Source organism: Rubrivirga marina, assembly GCF_002283365.1.
In the GTDB taxonomy this organism is placed as follows: domain Bacteria; phylum Bacteroidota; class Rhodothermia; order Rhodothermales; family Rubricoccaceae; genus Rubrivirga; species Rubrivirga marina.
Map to the genome: position 1 here is coordinate 52,277 of NZ_MQWD01000001.1, position 23,789 is coordinate 76,065.

Below are 23,789 nucleotides of genomic sequence, written 5' to 3' on the forward strand. Positions count from 1 at the left end.
GGATCAGCGCTTGATGGAGTAGCCGCGCGCCTTCAACTCCTCGCGCGCGACCACCGATTTGTGGACTTCGTCGGGCCCGTCGTAGATGCGGGCGGCGCGCTCGTGGCGGGCCCAGAAGGCGATGGGCGTGTCGTCGAGCATCCCCAGCCCGCCGTGGGTCTGGAGCGCCCGGTCGAGCACGCGCTGGAGCACGCCGGCCACGAAAAACTTGATGGCCGAGACCTGGACCCGCGCGGCCTTCTGGCCCTCCACGATGGAGTCCGCCTCGGCGATGCGACGGGCCGTGTCGAGCACGTAGAGCCGGGCCGCGTCGATCTCGGCGCGGCTCTCGGCGATCCACGTCTGGACCATCTCGCGCGTCGCCAGCGACCGGCCGGGCGCCAGCTCGCGCGAGCCGGCGTAGTCGCACATGAGGTCGAACGCGCGCTCGCAGATGCCGAGCCACCGCATGCAGTGGTGGATCCGACCCGGCCCCAGCCGCTCCTGCGCGAGCAGAAAGCCGCCGCCCCGCGGCCCGAGCAGGTTCTCCGCCGGCACGCGGACGCCGGTCAGGCGGATCTCCGAATGGGAAAACCACCCGGCGCCCTCGGCGCCCATCACCGGCAGCTTGCGGACGTGCTGGACGCCGTCGGCGTCGGTCGGCACGATCACCATGGACGCCCGCGCGTAGCGGTTCTCGGCGTCGGGGTCGGTCACGGCCATGACAATGCAGAAGGCCGCGCCGTCGAAGGCCGTCGTGAACCACTTGTGGCCGTCGAGCACCCAGTCGTCGCCCTCCCTTCGCGCCGTCGTGGACATCACGGTCGGGTTCGAGCCGGCGTGCTCGGGCTCCGTCATCCCGAAGCACGAGCGGACGTCGCCGCGGAGGAGCGGCTCCAAGAACAGCCCGCGCTGGCGGCCGTCGGCGTGCGTGAGCAGGAGCTCCATGTTGCCGGCGTCGGGCGCTTGGCAGTTGAAGGCGTAGTGGCCGAGCGGGCTCCGCCCCAGCGCCTCGCTCACGCGGCCGAACCCGTCGAGCCCTAGCCCGAGGCCGCCGTGGTCGGACGACAGGTGCGGGTTCCACAGGCCGAGGTCGCGGACCTGGGCCCGCTTCTCCTCCATCGCCGGAATCAGCGCGTCGAAGTCGCCGGCGAGCAGGAGCCCTTCGAGCGGCACCAGCTCCGCATCGACGAAGCTGTGGACCCGGTCGAGGATGGCGTCGAGGCGGGCGGAGTCGGAGGAGGGCGTGTTGTTCATGGAATCAGGCGGTCGGTCGTCGGCCTCTCCCCCCTCTTGTCATCCTGAGCGAAGCGAAGGATCTCGTCAGCGTCACGCGGCTCGCCCACGACGAGCGTGGCGGCGAGGACCCGAGATCCTTCGACTCCGGGCTGCGCGCTCCGCTCAGGATGACACCCTCGGGGCGTTTCTGCTCCATCTCCTTGGGCGAGCGGGCGCATTCCGCCGGCGCGGCGGAGACGGCGCGGGGTGGCGGCGGGCATCACGCGACGAGGTAGCCGCCGTCGGCCGTGAACACGGCGCCGGTGCAGTAGGCCGAGGCGTCGGAGGCGAGGAAGACGGTGAGCCCGGCGAGGTCCTCGGGCTGACCGATCCGCCCCGCCGGGAGGTGGCGCGTGAACCGGTCGCGGGTCTTCTCATCCGCCCAGAGGGCCTCGCTGAACTTCGTCTGGATAAGCCCCGGGCAGATCGCGTTGGCGCGGACGCCATGCCGGCCCCACTCCTTCCCCATCACCTCGGTGAGCGAGAGGAGCGCGGCCTTCGAGACGCTGTAGATCCCGAGCCCGGTCTCGGGCTTCACGCCCCCGATCGACGACACGTTGACGATCGTCCCGCCGTCTTTCTTCAAGTATGGCAACGCCGCCTGTGAGAGCAGGAACGGCCCCTTCACGTTGACGTCCATGATCTTGTCGTAGGCCGCCTCGTCGGTGTCCTCGACCGGCCCGTAGACCGGGTTCGCCGCCGCGTTGTTGACCAAGACGTGGAGCCCCCCGGCCTCCTCGGCGATGGCGCCGACCGCGTCCGCCAGCTCGTCGAGGCGGCCGACGTGGAGCGCGCGTCCCGTCGCCTGCCCCCCCGCCTCACGAATCGACGCGGCGACGGCCTCGACCGACTCCTGCCGACGGCTGGTCACGATGACGTGGGCGCCGGCCTCGGCGAGCGCGCGGGCCATCGCCTCGCCGATGCCCTTGGAGGCGCCGGTCACGAGAGCGACGCGACCGTCGAGCCGGAAGGAGTCGGGGAGGTCGGCCATCGGAGATCGGAAGGAGGGGCGCCTCTCACCGGGACGGGCCGTCGGAGATCCGCACGGACGGGGGGGCAGTGCCGAACTGAACGCCGTTCAGGATAGCACTGGCTCCCCCACCCCGCAACCGCCCGACGCCGGGCGTGACCGGAGCGCCGAGTTGGACGGCGAGGTCGAGACGCGTAGACTGAACGCCGTTCACCCGGCACTCCCGCCCATGCCCGAGGCCTCCCCGACGACGAACCCGCGGCGCGTCCTGCTCCTCCTGTTCCTGGCCAACCTGCTCAACTTTTTCGACCGGACGATCCCGGCCATCCTCAACGAGCCGATCCGCCTGGAGTGGGGCCTGAGCGACCTCCAGCTCGGCCTCATCGGGGCCGCGTTCACGCTCGTCTACGCCATCGCCGGGCTCCCGCTCGGGCGGCTGGCCGACCGCGGCTCGCGCACGAAGATCATGGGCTGGGGGCTCATCGTGTGGAGCGGGTTCACGGCGGCGAACGCGGCGGCCTGGAACTTCGGCTCGTTCCTCGTGGCCCGGATGGGCGTCGGCGTGGGCGAGGCGAGCTACGCGCCGGCCTCGAACGCACTCATCGGCGACCTCTTCCCCGCCGAGAAGCGGTCGCGCGCGCTCGGGCTGTTCATGCTGGGGCTGCCGCTGGGGCTCCTCCTGGCCTTCTTCTCCGTCGGCCCCATCGTCGCGGCGTTCGGCGACTGGCGGGCGGCGTTCGTGGTCGCCGCCGTGCCCGGGTTCGTCCTGGCCGCGTTCCTGTTCCTTATCCGCGAGCCCGAGCGCGGCGCCAGCGAGAAGGTCCGGAGCGCGGGCGCCGAGGTGGACCGGCCCGTCCGCCGCGTGCTCACGACGCGGACTATTCTGTGGATCATCCTGTCGGGCATCACGATCAACTTCGCGGCCTACGCCGGCAATGGGTTCCTTGTCCCGATGATCCAGCGCTACTTCGGGCTGGAGCTCACGGCCGCGGCCATCACGACCGGGCTCATCGTCGGCGTCACCGGCCTGATCGGGCTGACGGTCGGCGGGTCGGTGGCCGACCGGATCTACGCGCGGAAGCCGAGCGGGCGGCTGGTCTACGGCGCCGCGAGCCTCGTCGTCGCGGCTCTCGCCACGGCGGCGGCGCTCGCGACCGGCGACGGGTCGGTGGCGCTCTTCGCCGCCCTGTTCGGGCTCGGGTGGCTGGCGCAGTACGCTTACTACACGAGCGTCTACCCCGCCATCCAGGACGTCGTCGCGCCGCGGCTCCGGGCGACCGCCGTGGCCCTCTACTTCGCCGGGATGTACCTGCTGGGCGGCGCGTTCGGGCCCGTCGTCGTCGGCGGGCTGTCCGACGCGCTCGCCCAGCGCGCGATGACGGCGGGCGGCGCGACGGCCCTCGACGGCGGATTCCGCGCGGTCGGCCTCCACGACGCCATGTATCTCATCCCCGTCGCGCTCGCGCTCACGGCCGCGTTCGTCTTCTTCGCCTCGCGGAGCTTCGACGCCGACGCCGCCCGGATGGAGCGCCAGCTGGCCGGCGACGTCTCCACCGAGTCGTGACCCGTCCCGCCTCGGTCGTCGCGAGGACTCACCGAGGCGGGCCTACTCCGGCAGGCGGAAGCTGTCGATAAGGTGGCGGATCGTCAGGTCGATGAGCCAGTCGGGGTCCGCCTTCGGGTCGACCTGGCGGGCGAGGACGAGCGAGAGCATCCCGTGGAGTGCGGCCCACACGAAGAGGGCGCCTTCCTTCGGGTTCGGCACGCGGAGGAGGCCCTGGGCGTCGGCCTCGGCGAGGGCGGTGGCCGTGTCGTCGAGCGGCTTGCGGGCGCGGCGATAGGCCTCGGGGACGGAGGCCGGGTCGAGGTTCAGCTCGAGGTACATCACCTTGTACTGCTCCGGGTACGTCATGGCGAACCGGACGTACGAGCGGCAAAACGCCTCGAGCCGCTCGACGGGGTCCGTGATGTCGTGCGCCGGCCCGTACGCGCCGACGAGGTGGACCACCGCCTCGTCGACCAGCGCCGAGTACAGCGCGTCCTTGTTGGCGAAGTAGAGGTAGAGCGTCCCGACGCTGCACCCGACGGAGCGGGCGATCTGGCGCATCGAGAGGTTCGCGTAGCCGTGCTCCGAGACGCCGGCCTGGGCGGCGTCGAGGATCGAGCGGCGGAGGTCGACGGAGGCGACGGCCATGGGCGGACGAGCCGGGTCTGGAGACTGGAGACGATCACGAGAGATACAACGCCGAGGGTCGCCGCGCGAGACGATCCTCCACGGAGTCTTGACATCGAAGCGCTTCCAGACGTATTTGGTGAACGGTGTTCATGAACACCGTTCACGGTCCCCGCCGCCTGCCTTCCCCCCGATGCCCATCCGCTTCCCCCTCGCCCGCCTCCTCGGCGCCGCCGCGCTCGTCGCGCTCCTCGCCAGCCCGGCCGCGCTCGCCCAGACGGTCTCCGGCGTCGTCACCGGCGAGGGCGGCGCGCCGCTCCCCGGCGTCAACGTCGTCCTCGACGGCACGTACGTCGGCCAGGCGACCGACGCCGACGGCCGGTTCGGCCTCGACGTCTCGTTCGACCGGGGCGCGCGGACGCTCGTGTTCTCGTTCACCGGCTACCAGACGCGGCGCGTCGAGGTGCCTGGGCCTACCAGTAGCCTCGCCGTCTCGCTTGAGCCCGACGTCCTCTCCGGCGGGGACGTCGTCGTGTCGGCCTCGCGGGTCGAGGAGAGCATCCTCGAGGCGCCGGTCACGGTCGAACGGGTGAGCATGGCCCAGCTCCAGCAGCGGCCGTCCACTGAGGTCATCGCGAGTCTCGACCGGCTCAAGGGCGTCGACGTGAGCCGGTCGTCGATGCTCATTTCGAGCCTCTCGACGCGCGGGTTCAACTCGGCCAAGTCCGAGCGGCTCATCCAACTCGTCGACGGGTTCGACTTCGTCGACCCGACGCTCTCGCTCTACGTCGGCAACCTCGGCGGCCTCCCCGAGATCGACCTGGCCGGCGTCGAGATCGTGTACGGCGCCAACTCGGCGCTCTACGGCGCCAACGCGTTCAACGGCGTCGTCCTGTTCCAGTCGCGCGACCCGTTCCAGGACCAGGGCCTCTCCGTGACGGCGCGCGGCGGTGAGCGCGGGATGATGGAGGCGCAGGGCCGCTGGGCGCAGCGCGTCGGCGACCGGTTCGCGTACAAGGTCGTCGGGTCGTACTTCGAGGCCGACGACTTCATCTCGGCCAACTACTCGACGCTTACGACGATCCCGGGCAACTTCGACGGCGGCGCGCTCCGGAGCGCGACCGACCCCCGCGGTGCCGACCTCGTCAACCGCTACGGCGAGGTGGCCGTCGTCACGCCCAACACGTGCCTCGTGCCGGCCGCCGGCGGCTGCGGGCTGACGATCGGCGCGCTCGGGCTCGAGGGCAACGTCTACACCCCGGGGTTCTCGGAGGGCGACCTCGTCCTCGGCGACTACCGCGCCATGGCGGCCCGGGTCGCCGGCGAGCTGAGCGTGCTCCTCGCCGACGACGTCAAGGCCTCGATCGTCGGGGCCTACGCCGACGGCAACGGGATCTACCAGAGCTCGAACCGCTACGCCTTCGACGGCGTCGGCTCGCGGCGGGTGGGGGCCACCCTCGAGGGGACCGACTGGGCCATCCGTGCCTTCGCCAACGACTCCGAGCCGGGCAACACCTACGACCTCGGCTTCCTCGGCTCGTTCATGAACCGGGCCCCTTACCAGGACCCCGACACGGGCGAGATGATCATGGTCCCGAACGGGGCCGGCGGCACGCGCCCGCTGATCTACGCCGAGCGCTACGGCCAGGTCTACGCCGCGACGTTCGCCGGGGCCCGCCAGCAGGGCGCCTCCGTCGCAGACGCCTACGCCGCCGCGGCCGCCGCCACGTCCGGGATCTACCCCACCCTCGGCGACCCGCGCTTCGACGCGGCCCGCGACCTCACGCTGGCCAACGAGACGCCCGGGTCGAGCCCGACGTTCAAGTCCGACGGCCAGATCTACAACCTCGACGGGCAGTACCGCTTCGACCTCGGCGGGATCGGCGCGTCGGTCGGCGCCAACGTCCGGCAGTACGCGCTCAACTCGCAGGGGACGCTCTACTCCGACGGGCCGAACTCGCCGCTCGTCTGCTCCGGCGGGACGTGCACGCGCGAGACGCGCGACGACATCTCGAACTACGACTTCGGCGGCTACCTCCAGCTCCGGGCGAGCCTCCTCGACGACGCGCTCGACCTCTCGGCCGTCGGCCGCGTCGACGCGTTCGAGAACTTCGACGCCCGGTTCTCGCCGCGCGCCTCGGCCGTCTACTCGTTCGGCCCGGCCGACCGGCACAACCTCCGGGCGAGCGTGTCGCGCGCGTTCCGCCAGCCGGCCCAGCTCGACCAGTTCATCTCGCTCGACGTCGGCTCGCTCCTCCTGCTCGGCAACATCGGCGACGGCTACGAGGGGCTCGCGTTCACGCCGACGGCCGCGACCGGCCCCGTCGGCGGCCCGATCACGATCGACCCGCTGACGGTCGAGCAGATGGACTCGTTCGAGGTCGGCTACAAGGGCCTCCTCGGCGACCTCTTCGCCGACCTCAGCTACTACCGGAGCCTCTACACCGACTTTATCGGGACGCGCCGGTTCTTCGGCCGCGAGACGGGCGACACGCCGAACCCGGCCGAGCTCGCGGCCCCGCCGGCGCCCTCCGACCCGGCGTACGCCAACCGGACGCGGCTCCTCCAGGTCTGGACCAACGCCGACCAGGAGGTCACCACGCAGGGCTTTCTCGCCAGCCTCGAGTACCGCGTCGATCGCGCGTTCATCCCGACCGTCAACTACACCTGGAGCGACATCGAGGAGGTCGACGACCTCATCCTCGGGTTCAACACGCCGGAGCACAAGGTGAACGTGGGCGCGAGCGGGCAGATCGGGCCGGCGCTCGGCTACGGCGTCAACTACCGCTGGGTCGACACCTACGACTACGCCATGCCCTTCGCGGAGGGGACGATCGAGAGCCACGGCGTCCTCGACGTCCAGGCCAGCTACGACGTCCCGACGTTCGGCGTGACGCTGCTGGCCGGCGGCACGAACCTGACTGACGCCGACAACCTCTCGGCCTACGGGGCGGCCCCGATGGGGCGCATCCTCTACGCCGGCCTCCGCTACAACCCCTAGCCGCCGGCTCCCCCCGCCTCGGCGCCGAGGCGGGGGGAGCCGGTCGGGCACGGCACCCCGCGGCGGTGGAGCGGGGCAGGACGAGGCCCCCCTCGCTCCGTCCAGCGCGGCCTCGTCAAGCGGGGTGGAGGGAAGCGGACCCCACGGGGCCCGCAGACGTACTCAGGGGGAGGGCTCTCGCTCCCGTTGCACTTCTCCCTACCCCATCATGGCCCCCCCACGCAAATCGACCGCCTCCACTGACGCCCCGAAGGACGAGGCCACCGAGGCCACGCCGGCCGAGACCAAGACGTCGAAGCGAGCCTCGACGAAGGCCGCCGGCTCGACCAAAAAGTCGACGGCCAAGAAGGCTCCCGCGAAATCGACGGCCAAGAAGGCCGCGGGCTCGACGGAGTCGGAGGCCACGACGTCGACGGCGAAGAAGACGACGGCCAAGAAGTCGGCCCCCAATAAAACGACCGCGAAGAAGACGACCTCCAAAAAGTCGACGGCGAAGGCCGACTCGGAGCTTTCAGCTGACGAGCGTATCTCCAAGCGGGCCTACGAGCTGTTCGAGGCCCGGGGTGGCAAGCACGGCTACCACCACGAGGACTGGCTCCAGGCCGAGAAGGAGATCAAGGGCACGTCCTAACCCGGACGGCCAAAGGCCGAATATGACCGGGGCGCCATCCGCAGAGGTGGCGCCCCGGGTCCCGTTTGCAGACGTCCCGCCAGCGGTCAGCCGGCGGGCGGACCGTCGAGCACCCGCTGGTAGAACGCGAGCGTCTGCCGCGCGACGGCCGCCCACGAGAAGTGGTCGACCACGCGCTGGCGCCCGGCCCGGCCCATGGCCCGCTGGCGGTCCGGGTCGGCGAGGATCGCAGCCGTCGCCTCTGCGAGGTCCCGCGCGAAGCGGTCCGGGCTCTGGGGCTCGACGCCGCCCTCGACCGTCTCGATGGGGACGAGCGTGCCCGTCTCGCCCTCGACCACGATGCCGGGGATGCCGCCGACGGCGCTCGCCACGACGGGCGTCTCACACGCCATCGCCTCCAGGTTGATGATCCCGAACGGCTCGTAGACCGACGGGCACACGAACACGGCCGCGTGGCTGTAGAGCGCGATGGCGGTCTCGCGCGGGAGCATCTCCTCGATCCACACGATCGGGCCCGACGCCTCGGCGCGGGCGGCGGCGACCGCCTCGCGCATCTCAGCCGCGATCTCGGGCGTGTCGGGCGCGCCGGCCGCCAGCACCACTTGCGTGTCGGGCGGGAGGTGCGGGAGCGCGCGGACGAGGTGGACGATCCCCTTCTGGCGCGTGATCCGCCCGACGAACAGGACGAACGGCCGGTCGGGGTCCACGCCGTGCTGGCGGAGGAGGTCGGGCTGATCGACGGGCCGGTACTCGTCCGGGTCGATCCCGTTGGGGATGACCTCGACGCGGCCCGGGTCGACGCCGTAGAGCTCCACGACGTCGTCCCTCATGGCGTCGGAGACGGCGACGACGCCGTCGGCCGAGCGGTAGGCGGTCCGCTCGATCCACGTCGTCGCGTCGTAGGCCGTCCCGAGCTGCTCGCGCTTCCAGGGGCGGTGCGGCTCGAGCGAGTGCGTCGTGAGGACGAGCCGGGCGCCGGCCAGCTTCGCCGCGAGGCACCCCGCGAGGTGGCTGTACCACGTGTGCCCGTGGACGATCTCGGCGCCCTCGGGCACGCGCCCGGCCATGACGAGGTCGCGCCCGAGCGTGTCGAGCAGCTTCGCGTGGCGCGGGTCCTGCGCCGGGATCTGGGCCGGCGGCTCGACCCCGTGGACCGTGAGGTTGCCCGCCCCGACGCGCTGGTCGCCGAAGGCGATCACGTCGACCCGGTGCGCGCCGCCGTCGAGGCGGACGAGCTCGCGCGTGAGGTACTCGATGTGGACGCCCGCGCCGCCGTAGATGTGGGGCGGGTACTCGTTCGTGAGCTGGACGATGTGCATGGGCTAGGCCTTCCGGCTGGCGGACGCCTTCGCGCCCTTCGGGGTCTTGCGGGTCGCCTTCTGGGCGGAGGTCGCGCGCGTCGTCGCTCCCGTCGCCTTCGGCTCGTTTTGGAGTTCGAGCACGAGGGCCGCCAACGGGGGCAGCGTGAGGACGAGCGACGCCGGGCGCCCGTGGTACGGCACCGGCGTCGTCTCGACCTCGCCGTGGTTGCCGACGCCGCTCCCGCCGTACGTCTCGGCGTCCGAATTCAGCCGCTCCGTCCAGACGCCGTCGCGGGGCACGCCCACGCGGTAGTTGTCGCGGACGACCGGCGTGGCGTTGAGGACGAACAGGAGCGTCTTCCCATCCTCCCCCTTGCGGAGGTAGCTCACGACGCTGTTGTCGCGGTCGCCGAAGTCGATCCACTCGAACCCCTTCGGCTCGTCGTCGTGGAGCGCCGGGTGCTCGCGGTAGAGCGAGAACACATCCTGCGTCCACCGCTGGACGCCGGCGTGGAGGCCGCCCTCGGCCGAGTGCCAGTCGAGCGGGTGGTCGTGCGTCCACTCACCGCGCTGGCCGAACTCCTGGCCCATGAAGAGGAGCTTCTTGCCCGGGTGCCCGACCATGTGGCCGTAGAGCAGCCGGAGGTTGGCCGCCTTCTGCCAGTCGTCGCCGGGCATCTTGCCCCACAGCGAGCCCTTCCCGTGGACCACCTCGTCGTGCGAGAGCGGGAGGCAGAAGTGCTCCGAGAACGCGTAGTGGAGCGGGAAGGTGAGGTCGTTGTGGTAGTACTTCCGGTGGACGGGGTCCTCGCTGAAGAACGTGAGCGTGTCGTGCATCCAGCCCATGTTCCACTTGTAGAGGAACCCGAGGCCGCCGGTGTAGACAGGCTGCGAGACGCCCGGCCACGCCGTCGACTCCTCGGCGATCATCATCACCTCGGGGTGGTGGGCGTAGGCCTCCGTGTTGAGCCGTTGGAGGAACCGGATCGCGTGGAGGTTCTCGCGCCCGCCGTGCTCGTTCGGCGTGTACTCGTCGCGGCTGTAGTCGAGGTAGAGCATCGAGGCCACGGCGTCGACGCGGATCCCGTCGACGTGGTACCGGTCGAGCCAGAACCGGGCCGACGAGAGCAGGAAGTTTTGGACGCCCGGCTTGCCGTAGTCGAACACGTAGGTCCCCCAGTCGGGGTGCGTCCGCATCCGCTCGTCGTGGGGCTCATAAAGGGGCGTCCCGTCGAAGTGGCTGAGCCCCTGGGGGTCCGTCGCGAAGTGGGCCGGCGCCCAGTCGAGGATCACGCCGATGCCCCGCTGGTGGAGCGTGTCGACCAAGAACATGAAGTCCTCCGGCGAGCCGTAGCGGAACGTCGGGGCGAAGTAGCCGAGCGTCTGGTAGCCCCACGAGCCGTAGTAGGCGTGCTCCATCACCGGGAGCAGCTCGACGTGCGTGAACCCGAGCGCCTCGACGTGGTCCGCCAGCGGCTCGGCGATCTCGCGGTACGACAAACTCTCGCCGTGCCCCTTGTGCCGCCACGACCCGAGGTGGACCTCGTAGATCGAGACGGGCTGCTGAAACGAGCCGGGGCCCTCGCGCGAGCCCATCCAGTCGCTGTCGCCCCAGTCGTAGCTCAGATCCGTGACGACGCTCGCCAGGCCCTCCGCCGTGCTCCCGCCCTCCGCCGGGGGCTCGATCTGGAAGGCGTAGGGGTCCGTCTTGTCGAAGGCCCCGCCGCCGTGCTGGATGCGGTACTTGTAGCGCGCGCCCGGCGCGGCGTCGGCCACGAGCCCGCTCCACAGCCCCTCGCCGGCGCGCTCGAGCGCGTTCGCGTCCGGGCTCCAGCCGTTGAAGTCGCCCACGACGGCGACGGCGTCGGCGTGGGGGGCCCAGACGGTGAACCGGGTGCCGTCCCCCTCGGCGTGGGCGCCGAGGTGGGTGTAGCTGTCGGTGAACTGGCCGTCGCGCCAGCGGTGGAGGGCGGTCGTGTCGAGCGTGGGCATACAGAGAGGGGCGGAGAATCAGAGAGGAGGAGGCGCGGCGCTAGGCGGGCGCGGGCTCGCCCGCCTCGGCCGGCTCGCGGAGGAGGTCGGCGAGGCCGCGGAGCGGGATCCAGGCCCAGTCGGGCCGGCTGCCGAGCTCGTAGCGGACCTCGTAGAGGGCCTTGTCGAGGAGGTACGCCCAGAGGAACGGGCGGCGGACGCCGCGCGGGAGGAGGAAGTCGGCGTCCTCGGCCGTGCGGAGGTAGGCGTCGAGGAACGACGCCTCGCAGGCACGGAGGAGCGCCGCCGCCCACCGCGCGAGGTCGCCGCTCTCGTCGTCGAAGTCGGCGAGGGGCGCGTAGACGGCGTAGGCGAACGAGCGGAGCATGCCGGCCACGTCGCGGAGCGCGTAGTCGCGCTGGCGCCGCTCCTCGGCCGGGCGGGCCGGCTCGCCCTCGAAGTCGAGGAGGTAGAGCTCGCCGCCGGCCACGAGCGTCTGCCCGAGGTGGTAGTCGCCGTGGACGCGGATCGTCTGGCGGACGGCCTCCGTGCCGGCGAGCGCGTCGAGGCGGGCGAAGGCGGCGTCCCAGTCGGCGTCTGCCAGCGAGCTCTCGACGCCGTCGGCGGCCTGGAGCATGGCGCGCGTCTCGTCGGCCTCGCGCCGGACGCGGGCGACGAGCGTGTCCGTGTCGTCGGGCGCGCCGGGCTCGGGCCGGAGGTCGGGGGCCTCGGCCTCGGCGAGCGCGAGGTGCATCTCGGCCGTCCGCACGCCGAGCGTGCGCGTGAGCTCGAGGAGCGCCGGGGCGAGGTCCTCGAACCACCCCGGCACCTCCCCGGCCCCGGCCCGCGCGACGTTGTCGGGCGGCGCGAGGTCCTCGACGCGGTCGTAGAACTGGTCGACGCGCTCGACGGCGTACGCCCACCCGTCGCGCTCGACGTCGGCGAGCGCCTCCTGGACGATGCCGGTCGCGAAGACGTCGTCGCCGTGCCGGAAGGCGGCCGTACCGAGGAGACGAGGCGCGAACCGGAAGCCGGCCTCGGTGAGCTGGCCGAGCAGCTCGACCTCCGGGTTCGGGCCGACGTCGAGGCGGCGGTACAGCTTGAGGAAGAGCGTCTCGCCGTCCTCCGTCGTCACGATCGCGGACGAGTTGCTCTGCTCGCCCGTGATCGGCATGGCCTCCACGGCCCTCGTGCCCCGGAGCGCCTCCGCCACGTCGCCGGTGTAGAGCCCGTGGAGCGAGCGCGCCGACTTGCCCGAGCGCCACCAGTCGAACAGGGCCACCCACGCGTCGGGCAGCGTCGTCGCGTCGATCAGGAGCGTCCGGCCCTTCGGCCCGTCGATCCAGGCGACGGCCGCGTGGGGCCGGTCGTCGAGGACCTCGTCGGCCTCCTCGCGCGAGACCGTCGTGAGCGGGAAGAGGTAGCGGTCGGTCCGGTCGCCGGTTTCGACGTGGAGGAGCGAGAGGTAGACCGGCCGCGGCTTCGTCTGGATGCGGACGGCGTCGACGACGTGGACGCGCCCGGCGCCGTCGGCCTTCCCCGCGAACCACCGCTGGCCCTTGAGGAAGTCGGGGAGGATGGCCTCCAGCTTCTCCATCCCGCCGCCCGAGGCGAGCGTCTTGACGAGGAGGTTCTGGAGCCCCTCGGGCACGCGGAGCTTGGGGATCTCGCCGCGCTCGGCCTCGACCGGGTGCGGCGGCGGCGGCGACGCGCCGTAGGCGGCCGACGGCGGCGGCGCGGTCGCCTCCGCCTCGGGGACGAGGGCGAACCAGAAGAACTGGTACGGCGCCAGCGGCAGGTGGTACGGGCTCTCGCCGATGACCGGGAACGGCGCCCGGCTGAAGAGCTCGACCGGCGACAGCCCCTCCAACCCGAGGTCCGGCGGCAGGAACGCCGACTGCGCGAACCGCGACAGGTTGGCGACCACGAGCACCTTCTGGTCCCCGTGCTCCCTCACGAACGCGAGCACGGCCTCGTTGGCGATGGGCAGCACGCGCATCGTGCCGCGGCCGAACGCCTGGGCGTAGTGCCGGCGGCTGGCCAGCATCCGCCGCGTGAAGTGGAGGAGCGAGTGGGGGTCGGCCTCGGCGTCCTCGACGTTGACGAACTCGTTCGAGTACGCGCCGCGCGAGATGGCCGGCATGAACAGCCGGTGGTGCGGCGCCCGCGAGAACCCGCCGTTCTTGTCCGGGCTCCACTGCATCGGGGTGCGGACCCCGTTGCGGTCGCCGAGGAACGGGTCGTCGCCCATCCCGATCTCGTCGCCGTAGTAGAGGACGGGGCTGCCGGGGAGCGACAGCAACAGCGCGTTGAGCAGCTCGATCTGGCGGCGGTCGCCGCCGAGCAGCGGCGCCAGCCGGCGCCGGATCCCGACGTTGATCCGGAACCGGGGGTCCGCGGCGTACTCGTTGACCATGTAGTCGCGCTCCTCGTCGGTCACCATCTCGAGCGTGAGCTCGTCGTGGTTGCGGAGGAACGTCGCCCACTGCGCGCCCTCGGGGATGTCCTCGGTGAGCTTGAGCATCTCCACGAGCGGCCGCCGGTTCTCGCGCCGCAGCGACATGTACATCCGCGGCATGATGGGGAAGTTGAACGACATCTGGACGCCCTTCCCGTCGGCGAAGTAGGGCAGCGTGTCCTCGGGCCACTGGTTGGCCTCGGCGAGGAGCACCTTGCCCGGCCCGTACCGCTCCTCGATGGCCTCCCGCAGCTCGACGATGTAGTCGATGGTCTCGGGGAGGTTCTCGCAGCTCGTCCCCTCGCGCTCGATGAGGTACGGGACGGCGTCGAGGCGGAGCCCGTCGATGCCCATGTCGAGCCAGTAGAACATGACCTCCTTCATGGTCTCGCGGACCTCCGGGTTGTCGTAGTTCAGGTCCGGCTGGTGCGAGAAGAACCGGTGCCAGTAGTACTTCTGCGCCTTCTGGTCCCAACTCCAGTTCGACACCTCGGTGTCGGTGAAGATGATCCGGACGCCCTGGTACTTGTCGGCCGTCTCGCTCCAGACGTACCAGTCGTGCTTGTCCGAGCTGGGGTCGCGGGCCTCCTGAAACCACGGGTGCTGGTCCGAGGTGTGGTTCAGCACGAGCTCGGTGATCACCCGCATCCCGCGCTCGTGGGCCTCGTCGAGGAACGCCTTGAAGTCGTCGAGGGCGCCGTGGACCGGGAGCACCTTGTAGTAGTCGGCCGTGTCGTAGCCGTCGTCCTTGAGCGGGCTCTCCAGAAACGGGAGGAGCCACAGCGTGTTGACGCCGAGCCGCTCGAGGTACGGGAGCTTCTGGCGGAGGCCGGCGAAGTCGCCGTAGCCGTCGTCGTTGGCGTCGAAGAAGGAGCGGACGTGGAGTTCGTAGATGACGGCGTCCTTGTACCAGAGCGGGTCCGTCAGGAAGTCGGTGGGCACGGTGGAGGGGTTGGTCGGTCGGATTCGTAGAAACAGTCGTCGGGGAGCCCGGCCACTCCGCCCGCCTCGGCGGCTCCCTTGAGCGAAGCCGGAGGGCCGAGACGGGCGGGGCCGCGGGGCCGTCGCGCGGCTAGGCGAAAGAGGGGAAGTCGCGCTCGGTGTGCGCCCGGCGCTCGACGCGGAAGACGTGGGCCGGCAGCGTGTGGGGGTCGAGCTCGACGTAGGCCCCGCCGCCCTGCCAGTAGTACCGCTCGCCGCCGAGCAGGTCGTGGACCTCGAACGGCCGTTCGTACGACATCCCCCAGGCGTCGAGCGGGAGCGAGACCCAGCCCGCCTGGCGGTGGTACGGGTCGAGGTTGACGACGCACAGGACGAGGTTGCGCGGCTCCCCCGACGCCGCGCCCGAGGCGGACCCGTTCGCGCCGGCCGGCGACTCAGCCGCCCCCGCGCGCGCCGGCTCCTCCTTCCAGTAGGCCAGGAGCATCGGGTTGTCGGTGTCGCAGAACCGGAGCGTCCGCATGTGGTGGAGCGCCGGGTTCTCGCGGCGGATCCGGTTGACCCGCTTGATGAGCGGCTGGAGGCTCGTCGGGTCGTCCCAGTCCCACGACCGGACCTCGTACTTCTCGTTGTCCTCGTACTCCTCGCGGGCGGGGTGTTGGCGGGCGTCGACGTGCTCGAAGGGCGGCCCGTAGAGCCCGTACGCCGACGACATCGTGGCGGCGAGGACGAACCGGACGGTGTGGGCCGGGCGCCCGCCGTGGGCCAGGTACTCGGTGAGGATGTCCGGCGTGTTCGGCCAGAAGTTGGGCCGGTAAAACTCGGCGATCTCCGTCTGGAACAGCTCCTCGCCGTACTCCCGGAGCTCGTCCTTCGTGTTGCGCCAGGTAAAGTAGGTGTACGAGTTGTTGTAGCCGAGCTTGGCGAGCGTGTACATCGTCTTCGGCTTGGCGAAGGCCTCGGCGAGGAAGACGAGATCGGGATGGGCCTCCCTCAGCTCGCCGAGGCACCACTCCCAGAAGGCGAACGGCTTCGTGTGCGGGTTGTCGACGCGGAAGACGCGGACGCCCTTGTCGATCCAGAACTCGAACACCGACTTCAGCTCGTCCCACAGCGCGCGCCACTCGTCCGTCTCGAAGTCGAACGGGTAGACGTCTTGGTACTTTTTGGGCGGGTTCTCGGCGTAGCGGATCGTGCCGTCGGGGCGGTGGCGGAACCACTCGGGGTGCTCCGTCACGTACGGGTGGTCGGGCGACGTCTGGAACGCGATGTCGAGGGCCACCTTGAGGCCGAGTCGGTCCGCCTCGGCGACGAACCGCTCGAACGCCTCCATCCCGCCGAGCTCGGGCGCCACGGCCTTGTGCCCGCCGTCGGGGCTGCCGATGGCCCACGGGCTGCCGGGCTCGCCCGGCGTCGCCGTCGGCGCGTTGTCCTTCCCCTTGCGGAACGTGGTCCCGATGGGGTGGACCGGCGGGAGGTACACGACGTCGAACCCGAGGTCCTTGACGCGCGCCAGCCGCTCGGTCGCGTCGTCGAGCGTGCCGTGGACCGGCTCGCCGTCCTCGTCGGGGTCGGCAGCCGAGCGGGGGAAGAACTCGTACCACGCCGCGAACCGGGCGTGCTCGGGGTCGACACGGACGCCGAGCCAGTCGCTCTCGACGGCGCCCGTCGCCGGGTCGTTGTCGCGCGCGAGCTGGACGACGGTGTCCTCCAGCGCCGCGCCGGCGTCGCCGGTCCGGAACCGGTCGATGTAGCGGAGGAGCCGCTGGCGGTCGGCGTCGGCGGCGTTCCCGGCCGCCCGGTCGAGCAGGCTCGCGCCGTCGAGGAGCTCCGAGTCGAGTTCGGCCTTCTCGGCCCCGCCCTCGACGCGGCGACGGAACTGGTCCTGCCACGTCCCGAACGCGTCGAGCCACGCGCGGACCTTGTAGCGGTACCGCCCGAGGCGGGCGACCTGGAAGCTTCCGACGTACTCGTCGTTGTAGCGGAGCCGGAGCGGGGCCGTGTGGACGTCGTCGTCGTCCTCGTGCCGCCACTGGAGCTCGGCCGCGATCTTCTCGTGGCCGTCGACGATGAGGCCGGCGACGACCTCGACGGTCTCGCCGACGGACCGCTGGATGGGCCAGCGCCCGCCGTCGATCCGGGGCGAGACGGAGGCGAGGACGACGCGGGACCACTCGTCCGGGGCGGGTGACGGAGCGTGCCAGGGGAGCGCGTCGCGCTCGGTGGCGGCGGCGTGGGGGGCGGTCATAGACGGGAGACGGGAGACGGGCCCGTATTGAATCGGGTGAGGCACTCAAAGGGTCCGGCGCGAGGGGGAAGCCGTGGAGAAAGCCGTCATCGGGGCGAACCCGGACTGCGCGCCAGGGTGAGAGGCACCGGATCCGACGAGTCTAGCTTCTCGCCCCTCCCCGACCGCCCCATGCCGATCGCCGCTTCCGCCCCGCTCGAATCCGCCGCCGGCCGTCACCTCCGGACGGTCCCCGGCCGCCCCTTCCCCCTCGGCGCGACCTGGGACGGGATGGGGATCAACTTCGCCCTGTTCAGCGCGCACGCCGAGGCCGTCGAGCTCGTCCTCTTCGACGACCCCGACGACGCGGCGCCCGCGGCGACCCTCCCGCTCCGCGAGCGGACGGGGCCCGTCTGGCACGGCTACGTCCCCGGCCTCCGGCCCGGTCAGCTCTACGGCTACCGCGTCCACGGGCCGTACGAGCCCGAGAACGGCCTCCGCTTCAACCCGAACAAAGTCCTCCTCGACCCCTACGCCCGCGCTATCGGCCGCCCGCTCCGGTGGGACGACTCGCTGTTCGGCTACGAGCTCGGCCACGACGACGGCGACCTCTCGTTCTCCGAGTCCGACAGCGCGCCCTACGCCCCGCTCGGGGCCGTCATCGAGGACAGCTTCGAGTGGAGCGGCGACCGGCCGCCCAAGGTGCCGTGGGAGGACACGATCATCTACGAGACCCACGTCAAGGGCATCTCGATGCGGCACCCGGACGTCCCGGAGCCCCTCCGCGGAACGTACCTCGGCGTCGCGAGCGATCCCATCGTCGACCACCTCAAGCAGCTCGGCGTCACGACGGTCCAGCTCCTGCCCGTCCACGCCAAGCTCCAGGACCGGCACCTCGTCGAGAAGGGGCTGGCCAACTACTGGGGCTACAACACGCTGTCGTTCTTCGCCGCCGAGCCCGAGTACGCAGCGTCCGGCCCGGTCGTGGCCGCACGCGACTTCAAGATGATGGTCCGCGGGCTCCACGCGGCCGGCCTTGAGGTCATCGTCGACGTCGTCTACAACCACACGTGCGAGGGGAACAAGCTGGGGCCGACGCTCTCGTGGCGCGGGATCGACAACGTCGCGTACTACAAGCAGAACCCGGACGACCCGCGCTACTACATGGACTACACCGGCACGGGCAACACGCTCGACGCCGGGACCCCGTACGTCCTCCAGATGATCATGGACAGCCTGCGCTACTGGGCGACCGTGATGCACGTCGACGGCTTCCGGTTCGACCTCGCCTCGGCGCTCGCGCGCGAGCTGTTCGACGTCGACATGCTGGGCTCGTTCTTCCAGGTCATCCAGCAGGACCCCGTCCTGAGCCAGGTCAAGCTCATCGCCGAGCCGTGGGACGTCGGGCCGGGCGGCTACCAGGTGGGCCACTTCCCGTGGCAGTGGGCCGAGTGGAATGGCCGCTACCGCGACGTCGTCCGCCAGTACTGGCGCGGCGACGCCGGCCACAAGGGCGAGTTCGCGACGCGGATCAGCGGGTCGTCCGACCTCTACGAGCGGTCGGGCCGTCGGCCGTTCGCCTCGATCAACTTCGTCACGGCCCACGACGGGTTCACGACGGAGGACCTGGTGTCCTACGAGCAGAAGCACAACGAGGCCAACGGCGAGGACAACCGCGACGGCCACGAGCCCAACTACTCGACCAACTGCGGCGTCGAGGGGGCGACGGACGACCCGGACGTGCTCGCCTGCCGCGAGCGGCTCAAGCGGTCGATCCTCGGCACGCTCCTCCTGTCGCAGGGCGTCCCGATGCTCCTCGGCGGCGACGAGATCTCGAAGACCCAGGGCGGCAACAACAACGCCTACGCCCAGGACAACGACGTCAACTACTACGACTGGGACCTGGACGAGCGCGAGCGCGAGTTCCTCGACTTCGTGCGTCAGGCCATCGCGTTCCGCCAGGCGCACCCGCTGTTCCGCCGGCGCGAGTTTCTCACGGGCGAGCCCGACGACGAGGGCGTCAAGGACGCGCTCTGGTGGCACCCCGAGGGCCGTGAGATGACCGACGACGACTGGGACGGCGAGGCGCTCCCCCTCCTGGGCCTGCTCCTCCGCGGCGACCGGATCGGCGAGGTCGACGCGCGGGGCCGGGAGCGGACAGACGACACGCTCTTCCTCGTGTTCAACCGAGGCGGCGAGCCGGTCGAGCTGGCGCTGCCGGTCGAGGAGGCCGGCCAGCCGACGGGCTGGGTCGGCATGCCGCCGTTCACCGGCGAGGGCTGCGGGAGCGACGGCGCTCCGCTCGCACCTGACGGCCCGGCGCACGTCGGGCCGCAGTCGCTGGCCGTCCTCCGCGCCGTGTTCGACGGGGTGTAGGGGAGCCCTCCCCTACTCTCGCACGAGCACAGCCCAGGACATCGGGAGGGCGTCCGTGCCGAGCGCGCCCTCGGCGTCGACGTGGGCGCCGGTGAGGGCGTCCGTCCACGCCGCGCCGTCGGGCAGGGCGACCTGCGCCGGCGCGTCGGTCCTGGCGAAGCGGGGGACGACGACCACGGCGACCTCGGCCCCCTCCGCCTCGGGCCCGAGGCGGGCGAAGGCGAGCCACGCGTCGGCGCCGTCGCCGGAGACGTCGAGCGCCTGGTAGTCGCCCTCGAAAAGGGCCGGGCGCTCGCGGCGGAGGCGGAGGAGCCGGGCCGTGAGGTACGGCTTGGCATGCGCGCTCCCGCTCTCCACCACCTGGCGGACGTCCTCGGCGTTGGGCGCGTCGAGGAGCGGCGTGAGGGCGTCGAGCGTGTCGCGTCGGCGGCCGTAGTCGACGGGCCGGCGGTTGTCGGGGTCGACGAGCGAGAGGTCCAGGAACTCGGTCCCCTGGTAGAGGTCGGGCACGCCTGGCGTCGTCAGCTTGAGGACCGTCTGCGTGAGCGTGTGCCGGAGCCCGAGCGCCGCGATCCGCTCGGCGACCGGGCCGACGGCCTCGGCCACGCGCTCGTCGGCGGCGATGGCGCGGACGAACGCCTCGAGGTCGCGCTCGTAGCGCTCGCTCGGGTTGATCCAGCTCGTCTCGAGCTTGGCCTCGCGCGCCACTTTCTGGAGGTAGTCCCAGAGCCGGTCCGGCAGCTCGGCGCGGTACGCCTCGGCGTCCGCGGCCGGCGGCGGGGCCCAGAGCGCGGCGAGCGTCTGGTAGGCCACATAACGGTCGAGGCGGCTCGGGCCGGTGGCCCCGCGGTGCGGCTCCGTCGCGGCGTCGAGCGCGGCGACGGTCTCGGCCCACCGCTCCGGCACCTCCGTGAGCGCCGCCAGCCGCATCCGCGTGTCCTCCCCACGCTTGTGGTCGTGGGTCGCCGTCGCGAGGAGGTTATGCGGGTAGCGGAGCGCGCGGAAACGGGCGTGCGAGTGAAACGCCTGGGGCGAGAGCGCCCCGTCGGCCGGCTCGCCCCCGACCTCGTTGAGCGCGAGGAGCCGGGCGTAGCGGTAGAACGCCGTGTCCTCGACGCCCTTGGCCGCGACGGGCGCCGTGTACTGCTGGAACCGCCCGACCCACAGACGCAGCCGCTCGGCCAGCTCCGGCGCGGGGTCCTCGACGGCCTCCCCGAGGATGACGCGGCCGACGAAGTCGTACACCGACGGCTCGGCGGCCGGGTTGCGCGCCTTCGCGCGGGCAATCGCCCCGAGCACGACCTCCCGCGCCTCGGCGGCGTCGTGGGGGAGGTACGTCCGGTACCGGTCGAACGCGGCGACGACCTCTTCGAGGGCCTCTTGGAGCGCGCCGAGCGTCACGTCGCGCGTGCGGTAGTCGGCCTCCGAGATCCGGTTGAGGCCGGTCGCGAGGCGGGCCAGCTCGCCCGGCAGCGACGTCTCCATCACGAGCCTCTTGCTGGCATGCACCGTCTCGTCCCAGCTCCGGGCGTCGGGGACGGCTCGCCGCCAGACGCGGTCGAGCGCGTCGAGCCCGTCCGGGCGGAGGACGAGGTGGGCCACGTCGTTCATGAACTCGTAGCCCGTCGTCCCCTCCGTCGCCCAGCCCTCGGGCAACGTCTCGCCGTGGGCCAGGATTTTTTCGACCCACACGTGCTGCGCGCCGAGCTCGCGGAGCGCCTGGAGGTACCCGTGCGGGTCGAACACCCCGTCGACGTGGTCGACGCGGACGCCGGTCACGGCGTCGTGCATGAGGAGGTCGCCGAGGAGGCGGTGGGCGTCCCAGAACACCTCGGGCTCCTCCATGCGGAGCGCCACGAGCCCGTTGATGTCGAAAAAACGGCGGTAGTTGATCTCGTGGCCGGCCGTCTTCCACGACGCGAGCCGCCAGAACTGGCCTTCGAGGAGGTTGTGGAGCGCCTCGCCCGTCACGTCCGCCAGCCCGGCGGCGACGTCGGCGCGCTGGGCGAGGGCGAGGAGCCGGAGCCGAAGGGCCTCAGCCTTCTCGACCTCGTGCGGCTCGACCCCGCGGTAGGCCTCGGCGAGGTCCTTGAGGTCGAAGTAGACGTCGTCGCGCTCGTGGGCGTCGAGCGCCGCGTCGAGCAGGCCGGCGTAGGTGGCCGGGCTGAGGGCGAACCGGTCGTCGTAGTAGGTCGCGTAGAACCGGCCGTCGTCGTAGGCCAGCTCGATCTCGCCCGCGTCGAGAACGTCGCCGTACGGCTGCCCGAGGAACGGGAGAAGGACCTTCCCTCGGAGCGCCGGCTTGAGCGGGGCCCAGTCGACGTCGAACAGGCGGGAGGCCGGGGCGTGGGGGCCGAAGGCGAGCGTGTCCTGCCACGCCGTGTTGCCGGGCCCGACGCCGGCGTGGTTGGGCACCCAGTCGAGCACGAGCCCCATCCCGCGCGCGGCGCACGCGTCGGCCAGCCGGTCGAACGCCTCGCGCCCGCCGAGCGCCTCGCTCACGCGGTTGTGGTCGACGACGTCGTAGCCGTGCGTCGAGCCCGCGCGGGCCTGCGTGATCGGCGAGAGGTAGAGGTGGCTCACGCCGAGGTCCGCGAGGTACGGCACGACGGCCTCGGCCTCGGCGAAGCCGAACTCGGGGCGGAGTTGGAGACGGTAGGTCGCGGTCATCAGGAGGGCAGGCGAGCGACGAGGGCGCCGGGGCGGGTGAACGTGAGCCAGGGGCCGGCCGGCTGCGGGGGCTGCGGATCGGGGGCGTGGTCTCGGTCCTCCGTCGTCAGGAGCAGCTCGGCCCCGTCCGGGACGGCCAGCGGCGTGCCCCCCGCGAGGTCCACGAGGAGGACGTGGCCGTTCCGCTCGACCCGGAGCGCGGCCGGTCCGAGCACGTCGACGGCCGCGTCGGCGGGGTCACCGAGGCGGGGGCGGAGGGCGAGGAGGGCCTTCGTGAGCGCCAGCGTGTGGGCGTGCCCGGGCGCGTGTCTCTCGTCCCAGTCGAGGACGGCCCGCCGGAACGTGGCCGGGTCCTGCGGGTCGGGCACCTCGCCCCCGAAGCCCGGAAAATCCCGGAACTCCTTCTTCCGGCCTGCGCTCACGAGCGGGCCCAACTCGTCGTTGTGGTCCGAGAAGAACGGGAACGGCGCCGTCGCGGCCCACTCCTGGCCCTGGAACAGGAGGGGCGTCTCGGGTGCGACCAGTAGGAGCGCCGTCGCCGCGCGGAAGGCGGCCGGCGAGACCTCGTGGTTCAGCCGGGCGCCGGTGGGCCGGTTGCCGACCTGGTCGTGGTTCTGGATGCACACGACGCACTGCTCGCGGCGGACCGACTCGGCGCTCGTCCCGCGCGGCTCGCCCGACTGCTTCGACGGGCGGCCGTCGTAGAACCAGCCGCGCCGGAGCGTCCCGGCGATGTCCTCGGCCGTGGTGTCGGCGTAGTCGGCGTAGTAGCCCTCGGTGTCGCCGGCCAGGAGGTTGCGGACCTGGTGGTGGAGGTCGTCGGCCCAGACGGCGTCGAGGCCGGTCCCGCCTCGGTCGAGGGGCCGGACGAGCGTGTTCAGGTTGCGCGGGTCCTCGGCGATGAGGAGCCGCCGCGGCCCGTCGAGCGCGTGGACCTGCGCCGTCAGCTCCTGGAGAAAGTGCGTCTCGGAGTCGTCGAGGAGCGCGTGGATCGCGTCGAGACGGAACCCGTCGAGGTGGTACTCGCGGAGCCAGTGGAGGGCGTTGTCGAGGAAGAAGCCCCTCAGCCCACGCGAGCCCTCGTCGTCCAGGTTCATGCCCTGGCCCCACGGCGTCTCGTGCTTGTCGGTGAACGCCGGGCCGAAGGCGGCGAGGTACGCGCCGTCCGGGCCGAGGTGGTTGTAGACGACGTCGAGGAGGACCGCCAGCCCCTCGGCGTGCGCGGCGTCGACCAGCCGCCTCAGGTCGTCCGGCCGGCCGTAGGCGCGCGAGGGCGCGTAGAGCGCGGCGCCGTCGTAGCCCCAGTTCCAGCGGCCGGGGAAGTCGGCGACGGGCATGAGCTCGAGGGCGTTCACGCCCAGCTCCTTCAGGTCGCGGAGCCGCTGGCGGACGCCGTCGAAGGTGCCCGCCTCGGTGACCGTGCCGACGTGGAGCTCGTAGATCACGAGGTCGCGGAGCGCCGGCGGCGCCCAGCCGTCGTCGGTCCACTCGAACGACGGGTCGACGACCTCGCTCGGCCCGTGGACGCCCTCCGGCTGGAACCGCGAGGCGGGGTCGGGGAATGCGTCGCCACCGTCGAGGCGGTAGCGGTAGTGCGCGCCGGCCTCGAGGCCGGGGACGAACGCCTCGTGGTGGCCGTCCTCGCCGACCGGGTCGAGGCGGACGGGCTCGCGGCCGACGATGTCAAGGTCGACGCGGTCGGCGTCGGGGGCCCAGACGCGGAAGCGGACGCCGTCGGGCTCGACGAGAGCGCCGAGTGGGGTTGGAGGATGCACAGAGGAGACCGAGAGAGGGGTGGCTCTAACGGGCGTCCGG

Annotated in this window: 13 protein-coding genes; 4 read left to right on the forward strand and 9 right to left on the reverse strand. The window is 71.8% G+C overall.

The annotated features are described in order from the left end of the window. Nucleotides 1–3: 3 nt before the first annotated feature. Nucleotides 4–1,236, reverse strand: a complete 1,233-nt coding sequence (locus BSZ37_RS00210; protein WP_095508607.1) for an acyl-CoA dehydrogenase family protein — start codon at nucleotides 1,234–1,236, stop codon at nucleotides 4–6. A 241-nt stretch (nucleotides 1,237–1,477) separates the two neighbouring features. Next, nucleotides 1,478–2,248, reverse strand: a complete 771-nt coding sequence (locus BSZ37_RS00215) for a glucose 1-dehydrogenase (RefSeq protein ID WP_095508608.1) — start codon at nucleotides 2,246–2,248, stop codon at nucleotides 1,478–1,480. 208 nt (nucleotides 2,249–2,456) lie between these two features. On the opposite strand from BSZ37_RS00215, the gene BSZ37_RS00220 reads away from it, so the two are divergent. After that, a complete protein-coding gene (locus tag BSZ37_RS00220) occupies nucleotides 2,457–3,791 on the forward strand; it encodes a spinster family MFS transporter (protein ID WP_095508609.1) in 1,335 nt (444 codons plus the stop codon). 42 nt (nucleotides 3,792–3,833) lie between these two features. Here the strand turns inward: BSZ37_RS00220 and BSZ37_RS00225 are convergent, their stop codons facing one another. Next, complete coding sequence (locus BSZ37_RS00225) at nucleotides 3,834–4,421, reverse strand: TetR/AcrR family transcriptional regulator (RefSeq protein ID WP_095508610.1); 588 nt, start codon at nucleotides 4,419–4,421, stop codon at nucleotides 3,834–3,836. Between the two features lie 172 nt (nucleotides 4,422–4,593). On the opposite strand from BSZ37_RS00225, the gene BSZ37_RS00230 reads away from it, so the two are divergent. Beyond that, nucleotides 4,594–7,401, forward strand: coding sequence for a TonB-dependent receptor (locus BSZ37_RS00230; protein ID WP_179299403.1), 2,808 nt, complete (start codon nucleotides 4,594–4,596; stop codon nucleotides 7,399–7,401). Between the two features lie 208 nt (nucleotides 7,402–7,609). Next, nucleotides 7,610–8,032, forward strand: coding sequence for a DUF2934 domain-containing protein (locus tag BSZ37_RS00235; protein ID WP_095508612.1), 423 nt, complete (start codon nucleotides 7,610–7,612; stop codon nucleotides 8,030–8,032). Nucleotides 8,033–8,118: 86 nt separating this feature from the next. On the opposite strand, the gene glgA is transcribed toward BSZ37_RS00235, so the two are convergent. The 4 genes from glgA to BSZ37_RS00255 form a co-directional block, all read right to left on the reverse strand. Further along, nucleotides 8,119–9,351: a glycogen synthase gene (gene glgA, locus BSZ37_RS00240; RefSeq protein WP_095508613.1), complete on the reverse strand. Its 1,233-nt coding sequence runs from the start codon at nucleotides 9,349–9,351 to the stop codon at nucleotides 8,119–8,121. A gap of 3 nt (nucleotides 9,352–9,354) precedes the next feature. Beyond that, nucleotides 9,355–11,325, reverse strand: coding sequence for a 1,4-alpha-glucan branching protein GlgB (glgB, locus tag BSZ37_RS00245; protein WP_095508614.1), 1,971 nt, complete (start codon nucleotides 11,323–11,325; stop codon nucleotides 9,355–9,357). A gap of 40 nt (nucleotides 11,326–11,365) precedes the next feature. Then, complete coding sequence (gene treS, locus BSZ37_RS00250) at nucleotides 11,366–14,704, reverse strand: maltose alpha-D-glucosyltransferase (protein WP_095508615.1); 3,339 nt, start codon at nucleotides 14,702–14,704, stop codon at nucleotides 11,366–11,368. Between the two features lie 130 nt (nucleotides 14,705–14,834). Continuing rightward, a complete protein-coding gene (locus BSZ37_RS00255; RefSeq protein WP_095508616.1) occupies nucleotides 14,835–16,949 on the reverse strand; it encodes an alpha-1,4-glucan--maltose-1-phosphate maltosyltransferase in 2,115 nt (704 codons plus the stop codon). Between the two features lie 171 nt (nucleotides 16,950–17,120). Here BSZ37_RS00255 and glgX point away from each other — a divergent pair, with 171 nt between their 5' ends. Next, on the forward strand, nucleotides 17,121–19,304 hold the full coding sequence (gene glgX / locus BSZ37_RS00260; protein WP_095508617.1) for a glycogen debranching protein GlgX: 2,184 nt from the start codon (nucleotides 17,121–17,123) through the stop codon (nucleotides 19,302–19,304). A 12-nt stretch (nucleotides 19,305–19,316) separates the two neighbouring features. Here the strand turns inward: glgX and treY are convergent, their stop codons facing one another. Next, nucleotides 19,317–21,974, reverse strand: coding sequence for a malto-oligosyltrehalose synthase (gene treY / locus BSZ37_RS00265; RefSeq protein WP_095508618.1), 2,658 nt, complete (start codon nucleotides 21,972–21,974; stop codon nucleotides 19,317–19,319). Continuing rightward, nucleotides 21,974–23,749: a malto-oligosyltrehalose trehalohydrolase gene (gene treZ / locus BSZ37_RS00270; protein WP_095508619.1), complete on the reverse strand. Its 1,776-nt coding sequence runs from the start codon at nucleotides 23,747–23,749 to the stop codon at nucleotides 21,974–21,976. The genes treY and treZ overlap by 1 nt, the downstream gene beginning before the upstream one ends. Nucleotides 23,750–23,789: the final 40 nt, after the last annotated feature.

What these genes read in the sequence shown, in the direction of transcription:
- BSZ37_RS00210 (WP_095508607.1), bottom strand. Translation starts at nt 1,236, where the DNA reads ATGAACAACACGCCCTCCTCCGACTCCGCCCGCCTCGACGCCATCCTC.
- BSZ37_RS00215 (WP_095508608.1), bottom strand. Translation starts at nt 2,248, where the DNA reads ATGGCCGACCTCCCCGACTCCTTCCGGCTCGACGGTCGCGTCGCTCTC.
- BSZ37_RS00220 (WP_095508609.1), top strand. Translation starts at nt 2,457, where the DNA reads ATGCCCGAGGCCTCCCCGACGACGAACCCGCGGCGCGTCCTGCTCCTC.
- BSZ37_RS00225 (WP_095508610.1), bottom strand. Translation starts at nt 4,421, where the DNA reads ATGGCCGTCGCCTCCGTCGACCTCCGCCGCTCGATCCTCGACGCCGCC.
- BSZ37_RS00230 (WP_179299403.1), top strand. Translation starts at nt 4,594, where the DNA reads ATGCCCATCCGCTTCCCCCTCGCCCGCCTCCTCGGCGCCGCCGCGCTC.
- BSZ37_RS00235 (WP_095508612.1), top strand. Translation starts at nt 7,610, where the DNA reads ATGGCCCCCCCACGCAAATCGACCGCCTCCACTGACGCCCCGAAGGAC.
- glgA (WP_095508613.1), bottom strand. Translation starts at nt 9,351, where the DNA reads ATGCACATCGTCCAGCTCACGAACGAGTACCCGCCCCACATCTACGGC.
- glgB (WP_095508614.1), bottom strand. Translation starts at nt 11,325, where the DNA reads ATGCCCACGCTCGACACGACCGCCCTCCACCGCTGGCGCGACGGCCAG.
- BSZ37_RS00255 (WP_095508616.1), bottom strand. Translation starts at nt 16,949, where the DNA reads ATGACCGCCCCCCACGCCGCCGCCACCGAGCGCGACGCGCTCCCCTGG.
- glgX (WP_095508617.1), top strand. Translation starts at nt 17,121, where the DNA reads ATGCCGATCGCCGCTTCCGCCCCGCTCGAATCCGCCGCCGGCCGTCAC.
- treY (WP_095508618.1), bottom strand. Translation starts at nt 21,974, where the DNA reads ATGACCGCGACCTACCGTCTCCAACTCCGCCCCGAGTTCGGCTTCGCC.